This is a genomic window from Paenibacillus puerhi, from assembly GCF_009846885.1.
Classification (GTDB): Bacteria; Bacillota; Bacilli; order Paenibacillales; family NBRC-103111; genus Paenibacillus_G; species Paenibacillus_G puerhi.
On record NZ_WUWM01000001.1, the window covers coordinates 182332 to 198180 of the forward strand.

General features: G+C 57.4%; 16 protein-coding genes. 11 read left to right on the plus strand and 5 right to left on the minus strand.

Translation table 11 applies throughout. The features are described from left to right. Positions 1–68: 68 nt before the first annotated feature. Both GSF01_RS00780 and GSF01_RS00785 read left to right on the plus strand, forming a co-directional pair. Positions 69–1244, plus strand: a complete 1176-nt coding sequence (locus GSF01_RS00780) for a DNA sulfur modification protein DndB (protein ID WP_159881107.1) — start codon at positions 69–71, stop codon at positions 1242–1244. Continuing rightward, positions 1244–2419 (plus strand): DNA sulfur modification protein DndB, encoded by a 1176-nt coding sequence (locus GSF01_RS00785; RefSeq protein WP_159881108.1) that lies wholly within the window; start codon positions 1244–1246, stop codon positions 2417–2419. Before GSF01_RS00780 ends, GSF01_RS00785 begins: the two co-directional genes overlap by 1 nt. A 124-nt stretch (positions 2420–2543) precedes the next feature. On the opposite strand, the gene GSF01_RS00790 is transcribed toward GSF01_RS00785, so the two are convergent. After that, complete coding sequence (locus GSF01_RS00790; RefSeq protein WP_159881109.1) at positions 2544–3755, minus strand: ROK family transcriptional regulator; 1212 nt, start codon at positions 3753–3755, stop codon at positions 2544–2546. A gap of 140 nt (positions 3756–3895) precedes the next feature. Here GSF01_RS00790 and GSF01_RS00795 point away from each other — a divergent pair, with 140 nt between their 5' ends. From GSF01_RS00795 to GSF01_RS00810, 4 genes are all read left to right on the plus strand, one after another. After that, positions 3896–4645, plus strand: a complete 750-nt coding sequence (locus GSF01_RS00795; RefSeq protein WP_159881110.1) for a class I SAM-dependent methyltransferase — start codon at positions 3896–3898, stop codon at positions 4643–4645. Then, a complete protein-coding gene (locus GSF01_RS00800; RefSeq protein WP_159881111.1) occupies positions 4638–5642 on the plus strand; it encodes an MBL fold metallo-hydrolase in 1005 nt (334 codons plus the stop codon). Before GSF01_RS00795 ends, GSF01_RS00800 begins: the two co-directional genes overlap by 8 nt. Positions 5643–5788: 146 nt before the next feature. Then, a complete protein-coding gene (locus tag GSF01_RS00805) occupies positions 5789–6892 on the plus strand; it encodes a Ger(x)C family spore germination C-terminal domain-containing protein (RefSeq protein WP_159881112.1) in 1104 nt (367 codons plus the stop codon). Beyond that, on the plus strand, positions 6889–7551 hold the full coding sequence (locus tag GSF01_RS00810) for a superantigen-like protein SSL4 (protein ID WP_159881113.1): 663 nt from the start codon (positions 6889–6891) through the stop codon (positions 7549–7551). The genes GSF01_RS00805 and GSF01_RS00810 overlap by 4 nt, the downstream gene beginning before the upstream one ends. A 140-nt stretch (positions 7552–7691) precedes the next feature. On the opposite strand, the gene GSF01_RS00815 is transcribed toward GSF01_RS00810, so the two are convergent. After that, entirely contained in the window at positions 7692–8222 is a 531-nt protein-coding gene (locus GSF01_RS00815) for a phosphatidylglycerophosphatase A family protein (RefSeq protein WP_159881114.1), read from the minus strand. Next, positions 8219–9109, minus strand: coding sequence for a sensor domain-containing diguanylate cyclase (locus GSF01_RS00820; protein ID WP_159881115.1), 891 nt, complete (start codon positions 9107–9109; stop codon positions 8219–8221). Before GSF01_RS00820 ends, GSF01_RS00815 begins: the two co-directional genes overlap by 4 nt. A gap of 193 nt (positions 9110–9302) precedes the next feature. On the opposite strand from GSF01_RS00820, the gene GSF01_RS00825 reads away from it, so the two are divergent. From GSF01_RS00825 to GSF01_RS00835, 3 genes are all read left to right on the plus strand, one after another. Continuing rightward, a complete protein-coding gene (locus GSF01_RS00825; RefSeq protein ID WP_159881116.1) occupies positions 9303–10346 on the plus strand; it encodes a GerMN domain-containing protein in 1044 nt (347 codons plus the stop codon). 228 nt (positions 10347–10574) lie between these two features. Further along, positions 10575–11336, plus strand: a complete 762-nt coding sequence (rph, locus tag GSF01_RS00830) for a ribonuclease PH (protein ID WP_159881117.1) — start codon at positions 10575–10577, stop codon at positions 11334–11336. Further along, on the plus strand, positions 11317–12006 hold the full coding sequence (locus GSF01_RS00835) for a non-canonical purine NTP pyrophosphatase (RefSeq protein WP_159881118.1): 690 nt from the start codon (positions 11317–11319) through the stop codon (positions 12004–12006). Before rph ends, GSF01_RS00835 begins: the two co-directional genes overlap by 20 nt. Before the next feature lie 77 nt (positions 12007–12083). On the opposite strand, the gene asnB is transcribed toward GSF01_RS00835, so the two are convergent. Next, positions 12084–13928 carry an asparagine synthase (glutamine-hydrolyzing) gene (gene asnB / locus GSF01_RS00840; protein WP_159881119.1) on the minus strand — a complete coding sequence of 615 codons (1845 nt, stop codon included), beginning with the start codon at positions 13926–13928 and terminating at the stop codon, positions 12084–12086. Between the two features lie 386 nt (positions 13929–14314). Here asnB and GSF01_RS00845 point away from each other — a divergent pair, with 386 nt between their 5' ends. Next, positions 14315–14656: a hypothetical protein gene (locus GSF01_RS00845; protein ID WP_159881120.1), complete on the plus strand. Its 342-nt coding sequence runs from the start codon at positions 14315–14317 to the stop codon at positions 14654–14656. Here GSF01_RS00845 and GSF01_RS00850 read toward each other — a convergent pair. Further along, entirely contained in the window at positions 14632–14784 is a 153-nt protein-coding gene (locus GSF01_RS00850; protein WP_159881121.1) for a hypothetical protein, read from the minus strand. The genes GSF01_RS00845 and GSF01_RS00850 overlap by 25 nt on opposite strands. A 55-nt stretch (positions 14785–14839) precedes the next feature. On the opposite strand from GSF01_RS00850, the gene GSF01_RS00855 reads away from it, so the two are divergent. Further along, a complete protein-coding gene (locus GSF01_RS00855) occupies positions 14840–15748 on the plus strand; it encodes a hypothetical protein (protein ID WP_159881122.1) in 909 nt (302 codons plus the stop codon). Positions 15749–15849: the final 101 nt, after the last annotated feature.

The following is a 15849-nucleotide window of genomic DNA, read 5'->3' on the forward strand; positions in this document are numbered from 1 at the left end:
AATATTAAGTGTATACTGTTAGCATATATGATTCTATTCTCTTAAAGGTAGGAGGAGTTCAATAAGTCATGGATCAAATCTCATCGCTATCCGAGTTGCTAGCTGTTCAAAAAGCTTCGTCCTTTATCGAAATTCCCGGAGCGCTATCCAGGACGTTCGGGCAAGCTACATTGTCCACTACGCTTCCGATGAGCAAGCTGTTTGCTATCTATGAAGTGGATCTTGAAGTACAGAGAGCCATTGTCCCCCAGAACTTGTCGCGAATGATGGATTACATTATGCTGTATCTGGATCATGGGCAAGGCATTTATTTTCCGGGCCTGATCTTATCCGCACGCGGAGCCGGGGAGTATGACTCGGCATCCGGCGCCTATCGCCTGCAAGCGATCGAGAAGCTGTATGTGGTGGACGGACAGCATCGGCTGGCTGCGTTCAGACGTTTGATGGAAACGCTGCAGAGCGCCATGGCTCGGGCCAAGGACCGTCGGGAATATGACCGGATGGAGGAAATCGGCAAGAAGCTGAGCAAGCTGTATCAATTCCCGATGTCGACGATGATCTACCTTGACATTAATGCCAGACAGGAGCGTCAGCTGTTCTCGGATATCAATAAGCTGCCGCGGAAGATCGGCGGCAACCTTGCCGTTCTGCGTGAGCAGCGGAGATTTTACCATGTGCTGGCGACCCGATTGGTGGACGAAGCTCCGGTCATGAAGCGGATTCCGGTCGATATGTACACGGAACGTGGCAAGGGGCCGGAGTTCATGTTCTCGTATCATCTGCTGATCGAAATCCTGATCGGGCTGTTCGAAGGGCGGCTCAAATCCGCTTCCCGTGGGAATGGGTATTACTTCGAGGAGAAAGAAATCGATGACAAAATGAAGGTGGCTGCGCATTATTTCGAAGGACTGCTTCGCCTGCTGCCGGCCCCCGAGAAGGGCGAGCTTTGCTGGTCGGAGAATCTGCAGATCGCGTTGGCGATGTTTTTCCACGGCGAGGCGACCAAGAGCGGAAGCTTCAATAAGTACGCGCTTGATTATGCGCTTCATATCCTGCCTCATCTGGACTGGAGTGCGATCTATAGCGGGGATGAGAAGGACCGCTTGCCGAGACGTTCCCGTATTATGAAAGCGTACCAGTATGTCAAAGGCTTCTACGAGGAGCATCATCTGTTCCTGATCCGGGAGTCGGATATGGCGGATGAGCTGCCGGAGGACTTGGATGCGAAGGAGGATGTCGGCTAATGGACGGCTTAAAGTTAAACATGACGATTCATCCGTTCTGTGAACGCTTCGGCTTGGCGACCATGCCGATTCAGGTGCAGGACCTGCTTAATTATACGACTATCGATCCGATGGTTCAGCGCAAGCTGAGCAGCGGACAGCGCCGTAAGATTTCGAATTATTTGCAGGAGAGGGAACTGGACCGTGTATTCTTCGGGCCCGTGACGCTGTCGCTGCGGGATGTCGCCAGCCTGACGAAATCGAGCGAAGGGCTTGCCTTGCGTCCTGGCTCCAAGCTGAGCATACTGGATGGCCAGCATCGGATTTTGGCGCTTGGCTACGTTAACGAGCAGCTGCTGAAGGAGTCGAGACGGCTGGAGCGTAAGCTGGCGTCATTGAAGGTTGCGATTCGCAAAAATCCGGAAAATCAAGAAGGGGTAACCGAGCTTGAACTGCTGAGCGGCCAACTGGAAGCGCTGGAGCGCCGCCGCTTGGAGCTGATGGAGAGCGAGCTTGCGGTGCAGATCTATATCGGACTTAGCGAGGAAGAAGAAAAGCAGCTGTTCGGAGACATCAACTCGAAGGTTCAGCTTGTCAGCAAAGAGCTTGGCCATTCGTTCGACTCGATCGATCCGCTAAATCTGGTGATTCAGCAGGTGGTCGATCACAACGTGTTCCTGAAGGGGGCAGGCGTAGAGCGCCGGGCGAACCTCACTGCGTACAACAAGAACTTTACGTCGTTCAGCTGGCTGTACTCGGCAGCGACTATGCTGTTTACCGGCAAGATGCAGCCGTCCTACGAGCTCGCCCGCAGAATCAAGAAGGATCCGAGCGCTTATATCGAGATGCTGCATCAATTTTATACGACCCTGCTTCCGCTTATGCCTGAGCAGCCGGGACTGCCGCAATACAGCTCTTCCGCTCGCGCTATGCAGGAGAGTATCGCGCTGTTCGCTCACCGCTACCTGTTCACCGATGGACAGTACACGAAGAACTGGACGGCCTGCCTGAACATTTTTGAGGGCTTCGATTGGTCTCATGGCAATGAGCACTTGGTGGAACGGTTCGGCCTGCTGGACAACGGCAAGCTGAATCTGATCCACGAGAAGTCGCTGCGCAAGCATGGACGGCTGGTACAGCTGTTCCAGGAGCTGCATGGAGGAGCGGATCCGGCGGAGGACGAAGCGACGGCTTAACGAGAGCCGGGGTAGATTATGCTGGACTAACCAAGGGCTGTTTCGAAATTTCCGGGAGGAGATTTCGAAGCAGCCTGTTTGACTTTAAGCGGTGTCATGTTTCGGATTTGTGAAGCTGTCCGGCCTACAGCAGGGTCAGCCGGTTTATGACCATCAGGGCGGCCCCGGCAGCCAGAGCGTCCTCGCCAAGCGAGCCTTGGCTGAAGACGACCTGATACTTGGGATAGTAGTAGGCCCGCTGTATCGCCGTCTTGGTGGCCGTATGGAAAAATCCCGGGTGACTGCTGATCAGAGCCCCGCCCAGAATGACCTTCTCGGGATGGAGAATGTTCAGCAAATTCGCCAGACCGATTCCGAAATAGGTGGCCGCTTGCGTAAACAGCTCCACGGTAAGCGGGTCATTCTCCTGCAGCGCCTGTTGAAGATGAGCAAACTGAATAAGATCCGGGTCCGGCTCCAGACGCAGCAGGAGGCTGTCGCGTCCCTGCTTCAGACGGGTCTGCGCCTGCTGCTCAAGGGAATGGATGGAGACATAGGATTCCAGCGCACCGTAATTGCCCTGTCCCCACAAACGATGGCCGTCCGTCTGAATAATCATTTGGCCGAGCGAGCCCTCCATATCGACGGCGCCATAGACGACCTGCCCTCCCGTCATCATGGCCGACCGGAGACCTACGCCCACATGCACGTACAGCAGATGGCGGTAATCCCGCTCCCGCACCGACCAGGATTCGGCGATCAGCGCGGTGTTGGCGCCATTATCCAGCATGCAGGGGATGCCAAGGCGCTCTTCCAGCCACGCGGTAAGAGGCACCTGGGTCCAGCCGGGGGCGGGGAAGTGAAGCGGCTCGAGCAGCACGCCCGTACTCCGGTCCAGCGGTCCGACCGCGCCGATCCCGATGCCGAGCACCTGAGAGACGTCGAGTTGACGGCGGGCCAGCATGGCTTCCGCTTCGGCGGCGATTTCCCCGAGCAGCACCTGCGGCGTCATCCGCTCGTCCATGGCCCAGCGCTTCGCCTCGAGGGGGTTCATTTGCAGGTCGAAAAGCATCAGCTTGGAGTGCATTCGAGATATATCCAATCCGAACACATAGGCATAATCGGAATTGATCGTATAAAGAATAGGCCTTCGTCCGCCTGTCGACTCTCCGAAGCCGGCCTCGGCTATGAAGCCCTGCGCCGTCAGCTCCTCCAGCGTTCGGGTGAGCGTACTTCCGGTCAGCCCGCTTCGCTCAAGCAGCTCAATCTTCGATACGACCCCATGCTTGCGGATATGCTCATATATTTCTTTAGCTTTGCGTCCGTTGATCAGCTGTTCGATTCGTAATCGGTCCATAGGAATTCCTCCATTGTAGACAGGGCATTGTTCAAGCATCCATTATACTACAGCGGAGGAGGCTTAACCATAGATTTTCCAATCGGCTATCTGGTAGTATAAAGGGTAGTTTGTTCGAACCCAAAGGAGCAGAGAATCGTATGTCGGATTGGTATACTAAAAGTTTCGGGGACGATTATCTGATCGTCTATAAGCATCGCGATATGCAGGGAGCGTATGAGGAAGTAAGACGCATGATGGAGTGGCTGGAGCTGCCGGAGGGCTCGGAGGTGCTGGATCTGTGCTGCGGCATGGGGCGGCATTCGATGGCGCTTACCGGCTTCGGGTTTCATGTGACAGGCGTCGATCTGTCGGAGGTGCTGCTGACGGAGGCGCGTAAGCTGGATAAGCGCGGAGAAGTCACGTGGGTGCGGGGCGACATGCGCCAGGTTCCCCTTGAGGGTCCCTTCGATGCCGTCGTCAACCTGTTTACGTCCTTCGGCTATTTCGAGGACGATCAGGATCATGAGCGGGTACTTGGCGAAATCCGGCGGCTGCTGAGCAGCGAAGGGCGGTTCATCATTGATTTTCTGAATCCGGACTATGTCCGCAGCCATCTTGTTCCCCATTCCGTGCGAGTGGAGGAAGGACTCCGTATCGAGGAGACCCGCAGGATCAAGGACGGATACGTCTGCAAAACGATCGTACTGCAGGAAGAAGGATCGGCAGACTCGCGCGTCTATGAGGAGAGAGTGAAGCTGATCGGACTGGAGTCATTCCGGAGTATGCTGGAGAGGGCGGGCTTGGCGGTGGACGCCGTGTATGGCGGATACGATGCTTCGGACTATTCTCCAGCCGATTCGAAGCGGATGATTTTCGTTGGACGAAGGGGGAAGGCCGATCATGAATAACTCCCGGCCTGTGCGGCAAGAGGTGATCATTAGGCATCCGGATGCCTACCAGATCAAGGTACCGCTGCCGTTTCCGCTCCGCTGGGTGAATGCCTACGTGCTGGAAGGACCGACAGGCTGGACCATTATCGATCCCGGACTTAGGACGCAAGAGGCCGAGCAGGTATGGACATCCGTCTTCGCGGAGCTTAGTCTGGAGCCGAGGCGGATCGAGCGGATCGTCTTGACGCATCACCATCCGGATCATTACGGACTGGCCGGCTGGTTGCAGGAGCTGGCCGATGCGCCGGTGCTGCTGTCCAGGCTTGGTCTGGAGCAGGCCCGTCTGCTCTGGGGAGCAGGAACTCCGCTCACCGAGCGGATGCTGGCGCTGTTCCGCCTCCATGGGCTGCCGGAAGACCTTGAGGCTCCCATGCGGGAGCATATGGACGGCTTTGTTCCGGCCGTGTCGCCGCAGCCGGAGGTTACGACGATGGAAGAAGGGGAGGAGATCCCGCTCGGGAGCAGGATGTACCGCGCTATTCATACCCCGGGGCATGCAGCGGGCCATCTTTGCTTCTATCAGCCGGAGACCAAGGCGATGTTCTGCGGCGATCATGTGCTGCCGCAAATCTCGCCTAACGTAAGCTATCTGCCGGGTGGCATCGACGAGAATCCGCTTGCCAGCTTCCTGGAGAGCCTGGAGACGATATCCCGGTATGAGGTGGGCATGGCTTATCCGGGTCACCGGGAGCCGTTTACTCGCTTGACCGAGCGGGCCAAGGAACTGATCGGACATCACGACGAGCGACTGGCTGCGATGAAGGCCTTGCTGTCTGAGCCGATGACGGCTTACGCGGTATGCAGAGCGATGTTCGGGGACCGGCTCAGCGTGCATCAGCTTCGGTTTGGTCTGGCTGAGACGCTGGCTCATCTGGTCTGGCTTCAGAAAGCGGGACAGCTATCCTCTGTGGAGCATGAAGGGATTATCCGGTACGTCAAGCATGATCTAGACTAGGGAAGGTGCGGGCTTTAATCGCGCCGTTAGCGGGACAACCCCGTTGACGGCGCTTTTTGGCGTGTGCATAATCGGCGCTTCGAATGGAAATAGTAGGAATTCACAGGAAATTGAAATCGGTCTGATGGAGCTAAGGAGGAGGCAACATGCACAGCATGCAAGCGAACCGCGCGTGGCGACCCGTGTCCGGGCTGCTGCTCCTTGTATCTTTGGTCTGTTCGGGCTGTTCGGCCGCGGAGACGAAGGAGCCGCTTTTTCAAAGAGACGGAGGAGGTCTTACGGTCGCAGGAATAGACGAGGGGGCGGGAGGGATTCGCATCACTGCCTTCAAAGGCGCTTCGGGCGGCAGCACGGGCGGCTGGCAGCCGCTTGGGGCACAAGCCGTGGAGTCCCGTTCCTTCGTCGCTCTCTCCGATGCGGCAGCGCTGCCCTGGCTCAGCAAGCAGGCGCCGCAGCTTGTCGTAATCGGCGAAAGCTGGGTTACCCGGCACGGCTTCCCCGCCGCTTGGGTCACCGAGCTGCGCCGCCTTGGACTCCGCGAGGGCAGCCGGCCGGCCGTCGCCATCGCATCGGGTACAGCCGAGGCGTTCGTCCGGCGGCCCGATGCGGCGATCATCGGGCGGTATGCGATCGGGAAGCATGCGTCCGTTCGGGATTCCCTCCGCGAGATGAGACCGGATTATGAAGCTGATCAGGCGCTGCCCTTACTCCCTGCCGGGATGCCGGCTGCACGGGATGGAAAAAATTACCCTGTTTCAATAGAGACGCTTCTGTTTAAGAAACAAGGACTTGTCGGGCGCCTGACCGTGGAAGAGAGCCGGGTCCTGGCTTGCCTGCGTGGGGGAGCTGATCTGCAAGACCCGCTATTGTCGGAACAGCCGGAAGGAGAGCAGGGACCGGCGCTCAGGGAAGAAGGGCTGCTTGGTGTTTCTTGCCGCACCGGTGTCGCTTCGAACGGCAGCTGGAGGCGCCCGCTCCTGAGTATTGATTTGCGCGTCAACGGCCGCTCCTCCGTACCGGGAGAAATGGATAAGCAGGCTGCTGCTCTTTATGAAGAGCGGCTGAAGCTCCGGGCGCAGGCCCTGATCGGCCGTCTGCAGCAGATGGGCGTAGACCCGCTGGGGTGGGGGGAAGCGACCCGCGCGCAATTCCCTGGTTATTGGAGCGCCGACAGGTGGCGCGGCTCCTGGTCTCGAGCCGACATTCAGTTGAATGTGAACGCACATATAGCCGGAGGTGGAGCTTTATGACAACCTTATCAGCACCGAACTGGAAGCGAAAGCTGATGGGCGCTATGGCCGTGCTGCTAGCTTCCGCAACGATCGCATCAGCCTGCTCCAAAAACGCACCGCAGGCAACGGAACCTGCTCCGGCGACGCCGCCGGCCGCCTCGACCGGAGAGAGCGGGCAGCCGCCTGCCGGAGAAGCGCAGACGCCTCCTTCCGAGCAGGCCCCTAACGGGCAAGTCCCGTCAGGAGGCAGCGCTCCCGGCGGGCCAACCGGGCAGCCCGCTGAACCGGTCAAGCTGGCCCCGTTGGAGCTGTCGAATATGTACAAGAAAACGGTACTGGACTTGGCTAAAGCTCAAGGCTTGAAGACGGTCTACGTTCCAAAGCAGGGCGCGCAGGATGACCGGGTTTCGCAGATTCAGGGAATGGGCGATGCCTTTACCATTCAATATCTGAATATGGAGCTAACCCAATCCGCGAAGGAGTTGAAGCCCTCCGGCAAGGCGGAAGCCGAGAAACCGGCGCAGCTCAAGATCGGGAGCGGCAAGCTGGTGACGGAAGACGGCAAGCCCGCTCTGTATCTTAAAGTAGAAGAGACGTATGTGGCGCTCCGGTCGCTTCAGAAGCTGTCCGCGTCCGATCTCGAGTCCATTGCAGAATCGCTTGAGCCGCTTAAGTAAGAAGCATCCTCAGTCAGCGCGGGCAGCGGCTTGTAAGGCCAGCCGGACCTTAAACTCACATGACAAACGGCCAACACGCGGACGAAGCTGTCCGCGTGTTGGCCGTTTATGCAGCATGCCGGGAGAGGGCTCCCGGGAGCTTATGGGGCAGGAGGGACGAGCCCCTTGTTCTCGATCTCTTCCTGCTTCCGGTGCGCGATGCGGCTGCTGGCAGAAGCGGCGATCGCCCCTACGATATCGTCGAGGAACGTGTGCTTGCGGGGTCCCGACTTGTCGTTAAGCATATTGACGATGCCGGGCTTCAGCTTGTCGATGTAGCCGAAGTTTGTCAGACCGATACTCCCGTATACGTTGACGATGGATAAGGCGAGAATCTCATCGCAGCCGTAAAGCCCTTCGTCATGCTCGATCATCTCCTGCAGCGGCGAAAGGAGCTTGCCTTCCTCGGCAAGCAGGTCCAACTGAATGCCGGTCAGGATGGCGTTCTGCACTTCCCGCTTGGACATCACCTGCTCGACGCTTGCGAGGCATTCCTCGAACGTCAGCGATTCGTAATAATCCTGTTGGAGCGTATGTGTAATGTCGGCGATATCCTCGAGCCTCACCCCACGATTGGCCAGCCATTCATGAGCGGCTTCGGCTACTTTCTTGCTATTCAGACTGTACTTCATACTCGTCCTCCTTCCGGGTTCGCAAAGAACCGGAATTGGTTTTTGCCCAGCTGTTTGGATGCGTACATGGCATGATCCGCGCTTTGGAGAAGCGATTCTCCGTCCAGCCCGTCCACGGGGTAAAGCGCGGCTCCGATACTGCTAGAAATTCGAATCTGATGTCCGCCGATATCGAAGGGCTGTCCGAGCGCTTCGCTGATCCTCCGGCCGATTTTGACAACATCCTCCGGATGCTCGAACTGCTGAACCAATACGACAAATTCGTCTCCGCCCATGCGGCATACCGTATCGGGCTCGCGAATGGAATGGGATAGGCGGGAGGAGGCGGCAGCAAGCAGCTCGTCGCCTACAGAGTGGCCGTACATATCGTTAATCCGCTTGAAATCGTCCAGATCCAGGTAGAGAATGCCGAGTTTATGATGATACCGCCTTGCGATGTGCATCGCTTGCATGAACCGGTCTTGGAATAACCTTCGATTGGGCAGGCCGGTCAGCGCATCGTAGTAAGCCAGACGCGTCAGCCTTTCTTCCTGCTGCTTGTATAAGGTGATGTCTCTGGCCGACACAGCGGCCAGGAGGTCATCATCCTCCTCCGTCTGCACCGGGTATCCTCTGGATTCTAGCCAGATGCGGGAACCGTCAGGCATAACGCCTTGGAAGATGAGGAAGAAGGGACGCCGCTCGCGCAGAAGCGCGCGGCAAGCCTCCTGCAAGACTCGGAGGTCGTGTTCGTAGACGAATTGGTACAAGGATTGGCCGGCTTGGTGCGCGGGGGACACGCCGATCGGGATGCCGGCGGCGTCGAAGATCCACAGCCAGTCAGGCGATTGCTGAGCGACGGCTCGGTACACCTGGTCGGGGAAAGAATCCTGCAGACGGATTTCCATTGAAATCACCTCTTATTGGAAAAACACTTCTTTAATTATAGGCTTTTGGTACTGGAAAAATCAAGGTGGTATCCAACTGGAGAACCAAATTAGTTTCTTTTTCAAAATGGACAAACAGCAGTCATAAACCCTCCTTCCTCCCGTATACATAAAAGTAAACGGACAACTTTCCAAACCAAGGAGGAACAAGCATATGAAACCGAATAAGCCGATCCGGTGGGCCGCCGTTACCGGCCTGATCATGGTTATGACGACAGGCTGCTCCCTGCTGGATACGAAGGAACAGTCGCTGCAAATCGATCCTCCCCAGGGCGGTGTGGAAGCCAAAGCGACCAGCGGTCATGCCGGCGTATCCGAACTGGCCAATCCGATGCAGCTGACCGTGTACGCGAAGGATGAGCTCGGCTACGTCGCTCCGGTAACCTTCCGGATTGAGAAGGCGGTGGATACGGCGAAGAAAGCGCTGGAATACATGGTGGACGGCGGACCGGCGGAGGGCCGGATGCCTGCGGGCTTTACGTCCCTGCTGCCCAAGGGAACCCAGGTTAAGGGCATCAATATTATAGCGGATCAGAAGCTGGCGATTGTCGACTTCTCCGCGGCGTTCAATGATTATAATGTGCAGGACGAGCGCAAAATATTGGAGGCGGTCGCCTGGACGCTGACCGGCTATCCGACCGTCGAGAAGGTGCAGATTCGCGTCGAGGGCGCGGACATCAAGGAAATGCCGGTAGGCGGAACTCCGCTTGACGAGCCGCTGACCCGCGCGATGGGCATCAATCTGGAGAAGCCCGAAAGTGTAGAGTACGGGCAGGCCACGCCGGTGACGCTTTATTTCCTGAACCGCAATCAGGAGGACTTTCAATATTATGTGCCGGTTACCCGCTTAATTAAACGGACGGATCAAGTGCCGGAGGCCGTGATTCAGCAGCTGATCGCAGGCCCCGATGAGAGCAAGGGGCTGGCCGCCGTATTGCACGCAGGCAGTGAACTGCTGAATGTAACCAGCTCGGAGGACGTGATTACCGTTAATTTCTCCGATAACATGCTGGGCGAGGACCTGCGGGCGCCGGCTGAAGCGCTCAAGTCCGTCGTCTTGTCGATCACCGAAAATATGGGCAGCGATAAAAGGGTGCAAATACTGGTGAATGGCGATGCCAAAGTCAATGCTACGGACAATCAGAGCTATGCGAAGCCCGTCGCCCGCCCTTCGATGGTGAACCCTGGCAAGCTATAGGCCTGCACGGGCGACGCTGCATGCGATGGAAGGAGGAAGGACCTGGCCCGGAGCGCAGGTCCTTTCTTCGTCTGGACAAACAGCCGGACAATCGGGGCGTCCCGGGTCTGAAGGCATGGATCTGCAGCGGCTTATTCTTCCCCTTCGGGCCTTCCTGGCACGTTTGGCATTCCCCCATGCCTTTGGTACAATGAGTTACGGATGAATAAAGGAGGACGAACGAATCACATGAGAAGCGACGGGAGAAGTGCCGATCAAGCCAGACCAGTCACCATCACTACGAATTATACGAAGCATGCGGAAGGTTCCGTCCTGATTGAAGTAGGGGAGACCAAAGTCATTTGCACGGCAACCGTCGAGGAGAGGGTACCTCCTTTTATGAAAGGACAGGGCAAGGGGTGGGTGACAGCCGAGTATTCGATGCTGCCCCGCGCCACTTCGGTGCGCAACCAGAGGGAGTCGGCCAAAGGGAAGCTTGGCGGCCGGACGATGGAGATTCAAAGACTGATCGGACGGGCTTTGCGCTCCGTAGTCAGCCTGGAGGCGCTGGGCGAGCGTTCGATCACGCTGGATTGCGATGTGATCCAGGCGGATGGAGGCACGCGCACGACTTCCATTACCGGCGCGTTTGTCGCGATGGCGATCGCCATGGATAAAGTAGCCCGGGAGAAAAACTTGAGCCGGTTTCCGATTAACGATTTTCTGGGATCGATCAGTGTCGGCATTGTGCAGGAAGCGGCTTGTCTGGATTTGAACTATGAGGAAGATTCGAAGGCCAAGGTTGATATGAACGTGGTGATGACCGGAACGGGCAAATTCGTCGAAGTGCAAGGGACCGGCGAGGACGCGCCTTTTTCACGCGAAGAGCTGGATTCGCTGCTTGCCCTGGCCGAGTCGGGCATACGTACGATGATTGGGGAACAGGTGAAGGCGCTTGGGCCCATCGCTGACCGGATCAGGGGAAATTCGCATGCGTCTGCACGAGCTTAGACCTGCACAGGTCGTCATCGCGACTAAAAACGCCGGCAAGGTCAAGGAATTTGAGGCGATGTTCGGAGAGGATGGGACGGCCGTCCGCAGTCTCAGGGATTATCCCGATATTCCCGATATTCCCGAGGATGGGGATAGCTTTGCCGCGAATGCGCTGATCAAGGCAAGAGCGGTGGCGCGTCTGCTCGGCGTACCCGTGATCGCGGATGATTCGGGTCTTGCCGTGGACCGCCTAGGCGGGGCGCCAGGGGTATATTCCGCGCGCTACGCCGGGGAGCCGGCGAACGACGAGGCTAACAACCGCAAGCTGCTCGATGAGCTGAGCAAGCTGGGCCCGCTGCCCGCGCAGTCCGGACAGGGGCTTGGTGCCGAAGGCCGCGCCGGAGAACAAGGCGGCCCTGTTCAGCTTAGCGCCGCCCAGTTCATATGTGCCATAGCCTTCGTCGATGCGGCCGGCGAGCCGATCGCCGAGGTTCAGGGCGAATGCCCGGGCGCCGTCATCAGCGAGCGGCGGGGAGAAGGCGGGTTCGGCTATGACCCGCTATTCTATGTACCTGAGCTTGGGCGCACGATGGCCGAGCTGACGATGGAGGAGAAGAACGCCGTCAGTCACCGGGGCCAGGCGCTCCGCAAGCTTTGGGCCGCGCTGGAGGAAGACCCGCGGCATTAGCTTGCTCTCGGGGCTCAAGCGAAAAAGCGGAATCGGACTGTAGCCGATTCCGCTTTTTCGCTTGGCAGGACAGCAGGTCAGCGGATCGATACCTTGTAATGGCGCAGCCAGGTATCGACCTGCCCCAGATAGGCGAAGAGCTGCGGGCCTGTCATCAGTTGACCGAACCAGGGCAGGTTAAATTGGCCGTTGTCGCTTGCGGCCAGCTCCCGGATTTTCTTTACGTCGATGAACTGCAGCAAGGGCGACGACGGATCATCCAGAATATCAAGTACCCAGCTGCGGACGGCCGCAAGGTAGTTCGGATTATGTGTTTTCGGGTACGGGCTTTTCTTGCGCGTCAGCACGTCCTCCGGCAGGACGCCGCGCAAAGCCTTCCGCAGGATGCCTTTCTCCCGGTCCCCGGCCGTCTTGATCTCCCAGGGGATGTTCCAGACATACTCCACCAGCCGGTGATCGCAGAACGGGACCCGCACTTCAAGTCCTACGGCCATGCTCATCCTATCCTTGCGGTCCAGCAGCGTGGGCATGAAGCGGGTGATATTCAGATAAGACATCTCCCGCATCCGGTTCTGCCTCTGGTTCTCTCCAGTCAGGCGCGGTACCTCGGATAACGCCTGGCGGTAGCGCTCCTGCACGTATTGGGCGGGCTTCACCCAATCTACGAACTCCGGCGAGAGCAGCGCCACCCGCTCCGGCGTAGCCAGCGACCAAGGGAAAGTATCGGCATTCAATGCGTCGTCCCGGTGAAACCAGGGATAGCCCCCGAATATTTCGTCGGCGGCTTCGCCGGACAGCGCAACGGTGGCCTCTTTTTTAATTTCGCGGCAGAACAGGTACAAGGAGCCGTCAACATCGGCCATCCCCGGCGTATCTCGGGCAAACACGGCGGTTTTCAGCGATTCCACCAGCTCGGGAGTGTCGAATTCCTTGGCGTGATGAACCGTCCCCAGGTAATCCGTCATCCGCTGGATCCAGGGTGCGTCGGAGTTCGGTTGAAAAGCGTTTGCCTTGAAATGCTTGTCATTGTCCACATAGTCGACTGAATACGTATGCAGCGGCCCCAGGCCCTGCTCCTTGAAATAGGCGGCGGCAAAGGAGGTCAGCGCGCTGGAATCGAGTCCTCCCGACAGCAAGGTGCAGATCGGGACGTCCGAGGCGAGCTGCCGAATGACGGTGTCCTTCAACAGATCATGGACCCGGGCGGCCGTGCTCTCCACATCATCCTCGTGCGGCTTGCTCTCCAGTCGCCAATACGGGCTGATCCGGATGCCTCCTGCATCCATGACCATCGCATGACCGGGTTTCAGCTCGCTCATATTTTTGTATATACCTTGACCGGGCGTGCGTGCGGGCCCGACTGCGAATATTTCGGCAAGCCCTTCGCCGGTAATTTGCGCGGGAAAATCAGGATGAGCCAGGATCGCCTTCGGCTCGGAGCCGAACAGCAGACGGCCGGGGGTATAGGAATAAAAAAGAGGCTTCACGCCCAGCCGGTCTCTGGCGAGAAACAGCGTCTGCTCCTCGTCATTCCAAACGGCGAAGGCAAAGATGCCGTTCAGTCGGTCAACGCAGGCGCGCCCCCACTCGACAAAGGAGACCAGCAGCACCTCCGTATCGCATGTGGTCGCGAACCGATGTCCCCGGCTCTCCAGCTCCTTCTTCAGCTCCGGTGCATTGTACAGCTCTCCGTTATATACGATGGCGAATGTGTTATCGCCATACTTGCGGGTCATCGGCTGAGCGCCGTTGGCCGGATCCATGACGCTCAGTCTGCGGTGTCCGAGTGCGCAGCGAGGCGTAATCCATGTGCCCGAAGCGTCCGGTCCGCGCAGCGACAAGGTGTCCGTCATGTTAATTAAAATGGACGGGTGCTGGGTTAAATCCCGGTTCCAATCCATCCACCCCGTAATGCCACACATAGGTCTTCATCCTCTCTGGTCTCATAAATGACGGCTGGTCCTGCCTGTTCCAGGCGAGGCGCGAGATGATTAAGATTATGCGCGGCCGGGGCATCTCATGTCTGTCCAAGCCCTGCCTTTACCATGTAAAATGATCGGGAAAAATTGGACAAACGGACGCGGACAAGCTACACTAAAAGCAATAGAAATATTGGAAGCTCCCGGTCGTCCCATAAGGGCGAGTTCAAAAGTCAACGCGTCAGCGACCTCGCGGATTATTCCGTGATCGATCGGGGACTTATTTGAACGACTACTCCGTGCATAGAAAGGGGCGCTTTTGTCCCAACCTATAGCTTAAGACGAGACTTGGTGACTGAAGGGGATCAACAAGAAAGGTGGCCGTCACGATGAAGAAAACGATGTCCGAACAACAGAAGGAATACAAAGAGGCGAAAGCGCTATTCCAGGCCGCGAACAGTGAATTCGAGAAGAAGCTTGCTACGACCAAGAAGCTTGGTAAAGTCGACCAGGAAGTCATGGAGCGCTTAGTGGAGGATACGGGCCTGCATACGGCTTTGAACCGCCTGGGCGCAGCCGAGAAAGCACTGCTCGAATGGTCGCATGAGATGATTCGCAATGAACGCGATTATTTGAAAAATAAAGATTCCGTCGATCGCATGTACGCTTTTATCGACGAGAATCCCAATATTAAAGCGCAGCTGATTCAGGCTGCGATGAAGATGGAATAGCCGCTGACGATAAGACGGGCGGCCGGGGATTGCTCCTCGGCCGCCCGTCTTGTTTGTACCGGAAGCTTGCGGCGGAAATTAACCATCGCATGGGCAACGCATGGGGAGAGAAATTTTGCTTTCGCCATTCATTTCCGGTACACTGCTGTCAAAGAGTCCTGAAGGAAAGGCGGTGGTGTTACCATGAGCTCGCTGCCACATGACAATGTGATCTTATTTCCGAAAACCGTTGAATATTACCAATACGAGCTAACCCGGCTGCTCGAGGCGGAGCGGTACTCCGACGCGATGCAGCTGCTTGTTTTTCTGCTGGGCTGCCAGACGGACGACAACACGGCGCGGGAAGAGTGGCAGTCGCTGCTGGATTGGATGCGGATGATGTTTCCGGACTTGACGGCCGTACAGCTTGCCGAGGACGACGAGGAAGATTCCGAGGAAGGGCTGCTGCGCCATCATCTCCACGCCAAGGGGGAGAGCAGCGGAGCGTATGCCGAACGGCTTCTGGAGACCATCCGTACCCAGCAGGCGCCCGATAAGCTGCTGCTCGCCCTTGACCAGCTTGCCTTTCTGGAACATGACGGGATCGACGCAGCCCTGACCGGCTGGCTCCATGAGGAGGAGCTTCATCCGCTGATTCAGTTCAAAACGCTCCAAACGCTCAAAAAAAGAGGCGTGGCCGGCTCGGTCACCTTACATAGAAACGGCGAAAGCATCGTTTGCGATATCGAGGATACGCCGGCGGATTTTGACCGGTTCCCTTCGCAGATCCAAGAGATCATCGCCCGCGTGCAGGAGATTAGCGAAATCAAGCACCCGGCGCTGTCCTATTTTGCCGCGCAGACCTGGAATGAGTTTCTCGCTTATATCTACGGCACCTCCGCCTACCGGCAGATGCTTCGTCAGGAGGAGGCTTGCGTGGACGTATGGGCCGCCGCGCTTCATCTTACGCTGCTGGAGAGGGTGTTCGAAGGTGGCGACAAGGAAGAGCTGCTGGAGCTGTATGGCATTACTTCCGCTCTGATTTTCCAGTGGGAGCAAGCGTATCGCATCATGCAGCAATTCGCTTCAGCGGTGTTTGGCCGCACCGTATAAAAGCTTCTTGATCTAGCGAAGGCATCACCCTTGAAAACCACGGACATTATGGGTATAATATAGTGGTTATATTGGCGGGCTTGTCCGGATAGCGGAACTAG

What these genes read in the sequence shown, in the direction of transcription:
- GSF01_RS00780 (WP_159881107.1), top strand. Translation starts at nt 69, where the DNA reads ATGGATCAAATCTCATCGCTATCCGAGTTGCTAGCTGTTCAAAAAGCT.
- GSF01_RS00785 (WP_159881108.1), top strand. Translation starts at nt 1,244, where the DNA reads ATGGACGGCTTAAAGTTAAACATGACGATTCATCCGTTCTGTGAACGC.
- GSF01_RS00790 (WP_159881109.1), bottom strand. Translation starts at nt 3,755, where the DNA reads ATGGACCGATTACGAATCGAACAGCTGATCAACGGACGCAAAGCTAAA.
- GSF01_RS00795 (WP_159881110.1), top strand. Translation starts at nt 3,896, where the DNA reads ATGTCGGATTGGTATACTAAAAGTTTCGGGGACGATTATCTGATCGTC.
- GSF01_RS00800 (WP_159881111.1), top strand. Translation starts at nt 4,638, where the DNA reads ATGAATAACTCCCGGCCTGTGCGGCAAGAGGTGATCATTAGGCATCCG.
- GSF01_RS00805 (WP_159881112.1), top strand. Translation starts at nt 5,789, where the DNA reads ATGCACAGCATGCAAGCGAACCGCGCGTGGCGACCCGTGTCCGGGCTG.
- GSF01_RS00810 (WP_159881113.1), top strand. Translation starts at nt 6,889, where the DNA reads ATGACAACCTTATCAGCACCGAACTGGAAGCGAAAGCTGATGGGCGCT.
- GSF01_RS00815 (WP_159881114.1), bottom strand. Translation starts at nt 8,222, where the DNA reads ATGAAGTACAGTCTGAATAGCAAGAAAGTAGCCGAAGCCGCTCATGAA.
- GSF01_RS00820 (WP_159881115.1), bottom strand. Translation starts at nt 9,109, where the DNA reads ATGGAAATCCGTCTGCAGGATTCTTTCCCCGACCAGGTGTACCGAGCC.
- GSF01_RS00825 (WP_159881116.1), top strand. Translation starts at nt 9,303, where the DNA reads ATGAAACCGAATAAGCCGATCCGGTGGGCCGCCGTTACCGGCCTGATC.
- rph (WP_159881117.1), top strand. Translation starts at nt 10,575, where the DNA reads ATGAGAAGCGACGGGAGAAGTGCCGATCAAGCCAGACCAGTCACCATC.
- GSF01_RS00835 (WP_159881118.1), top strand. Translation starts at nt 11,317, where the DNA reads ATGCGTCTGCACGAGCTTAGACCTGCACAGGTCGTCATCGCGACTAAA.
- asnB (WP_159881119.1), bottom strand. Translation starts at nt 13,928, where the DNA reads ATGTGTGGCATTACGGGGTGGATGGATTGGAACCGGGATTTAACCCAG.
- GSF01_RS00845 (WP_159881120.1), top strand. Translation starts at nt 14,315, where the DNA reads ATGAAGAAAACGATGTCCGAACAACAGAAGGAATACAAAGAGGCGAAA.
- GSF01_RS00850 (WP_159881121.1), bottom strand. Translation starts at nt 14,784, where the DNA reads ATGGCGAAAGCAAAATTTCTCTCCCCATGCGTTGCCCATGCGATGGTT.
- GSF01_RS00855 (WP_159881122.1), top strand. Translation starts at nt 14,840, where the DNA reads ATGAGCTCGCTGCCACATGACAATGTGATCTTATTTCCGAAAACCGTT.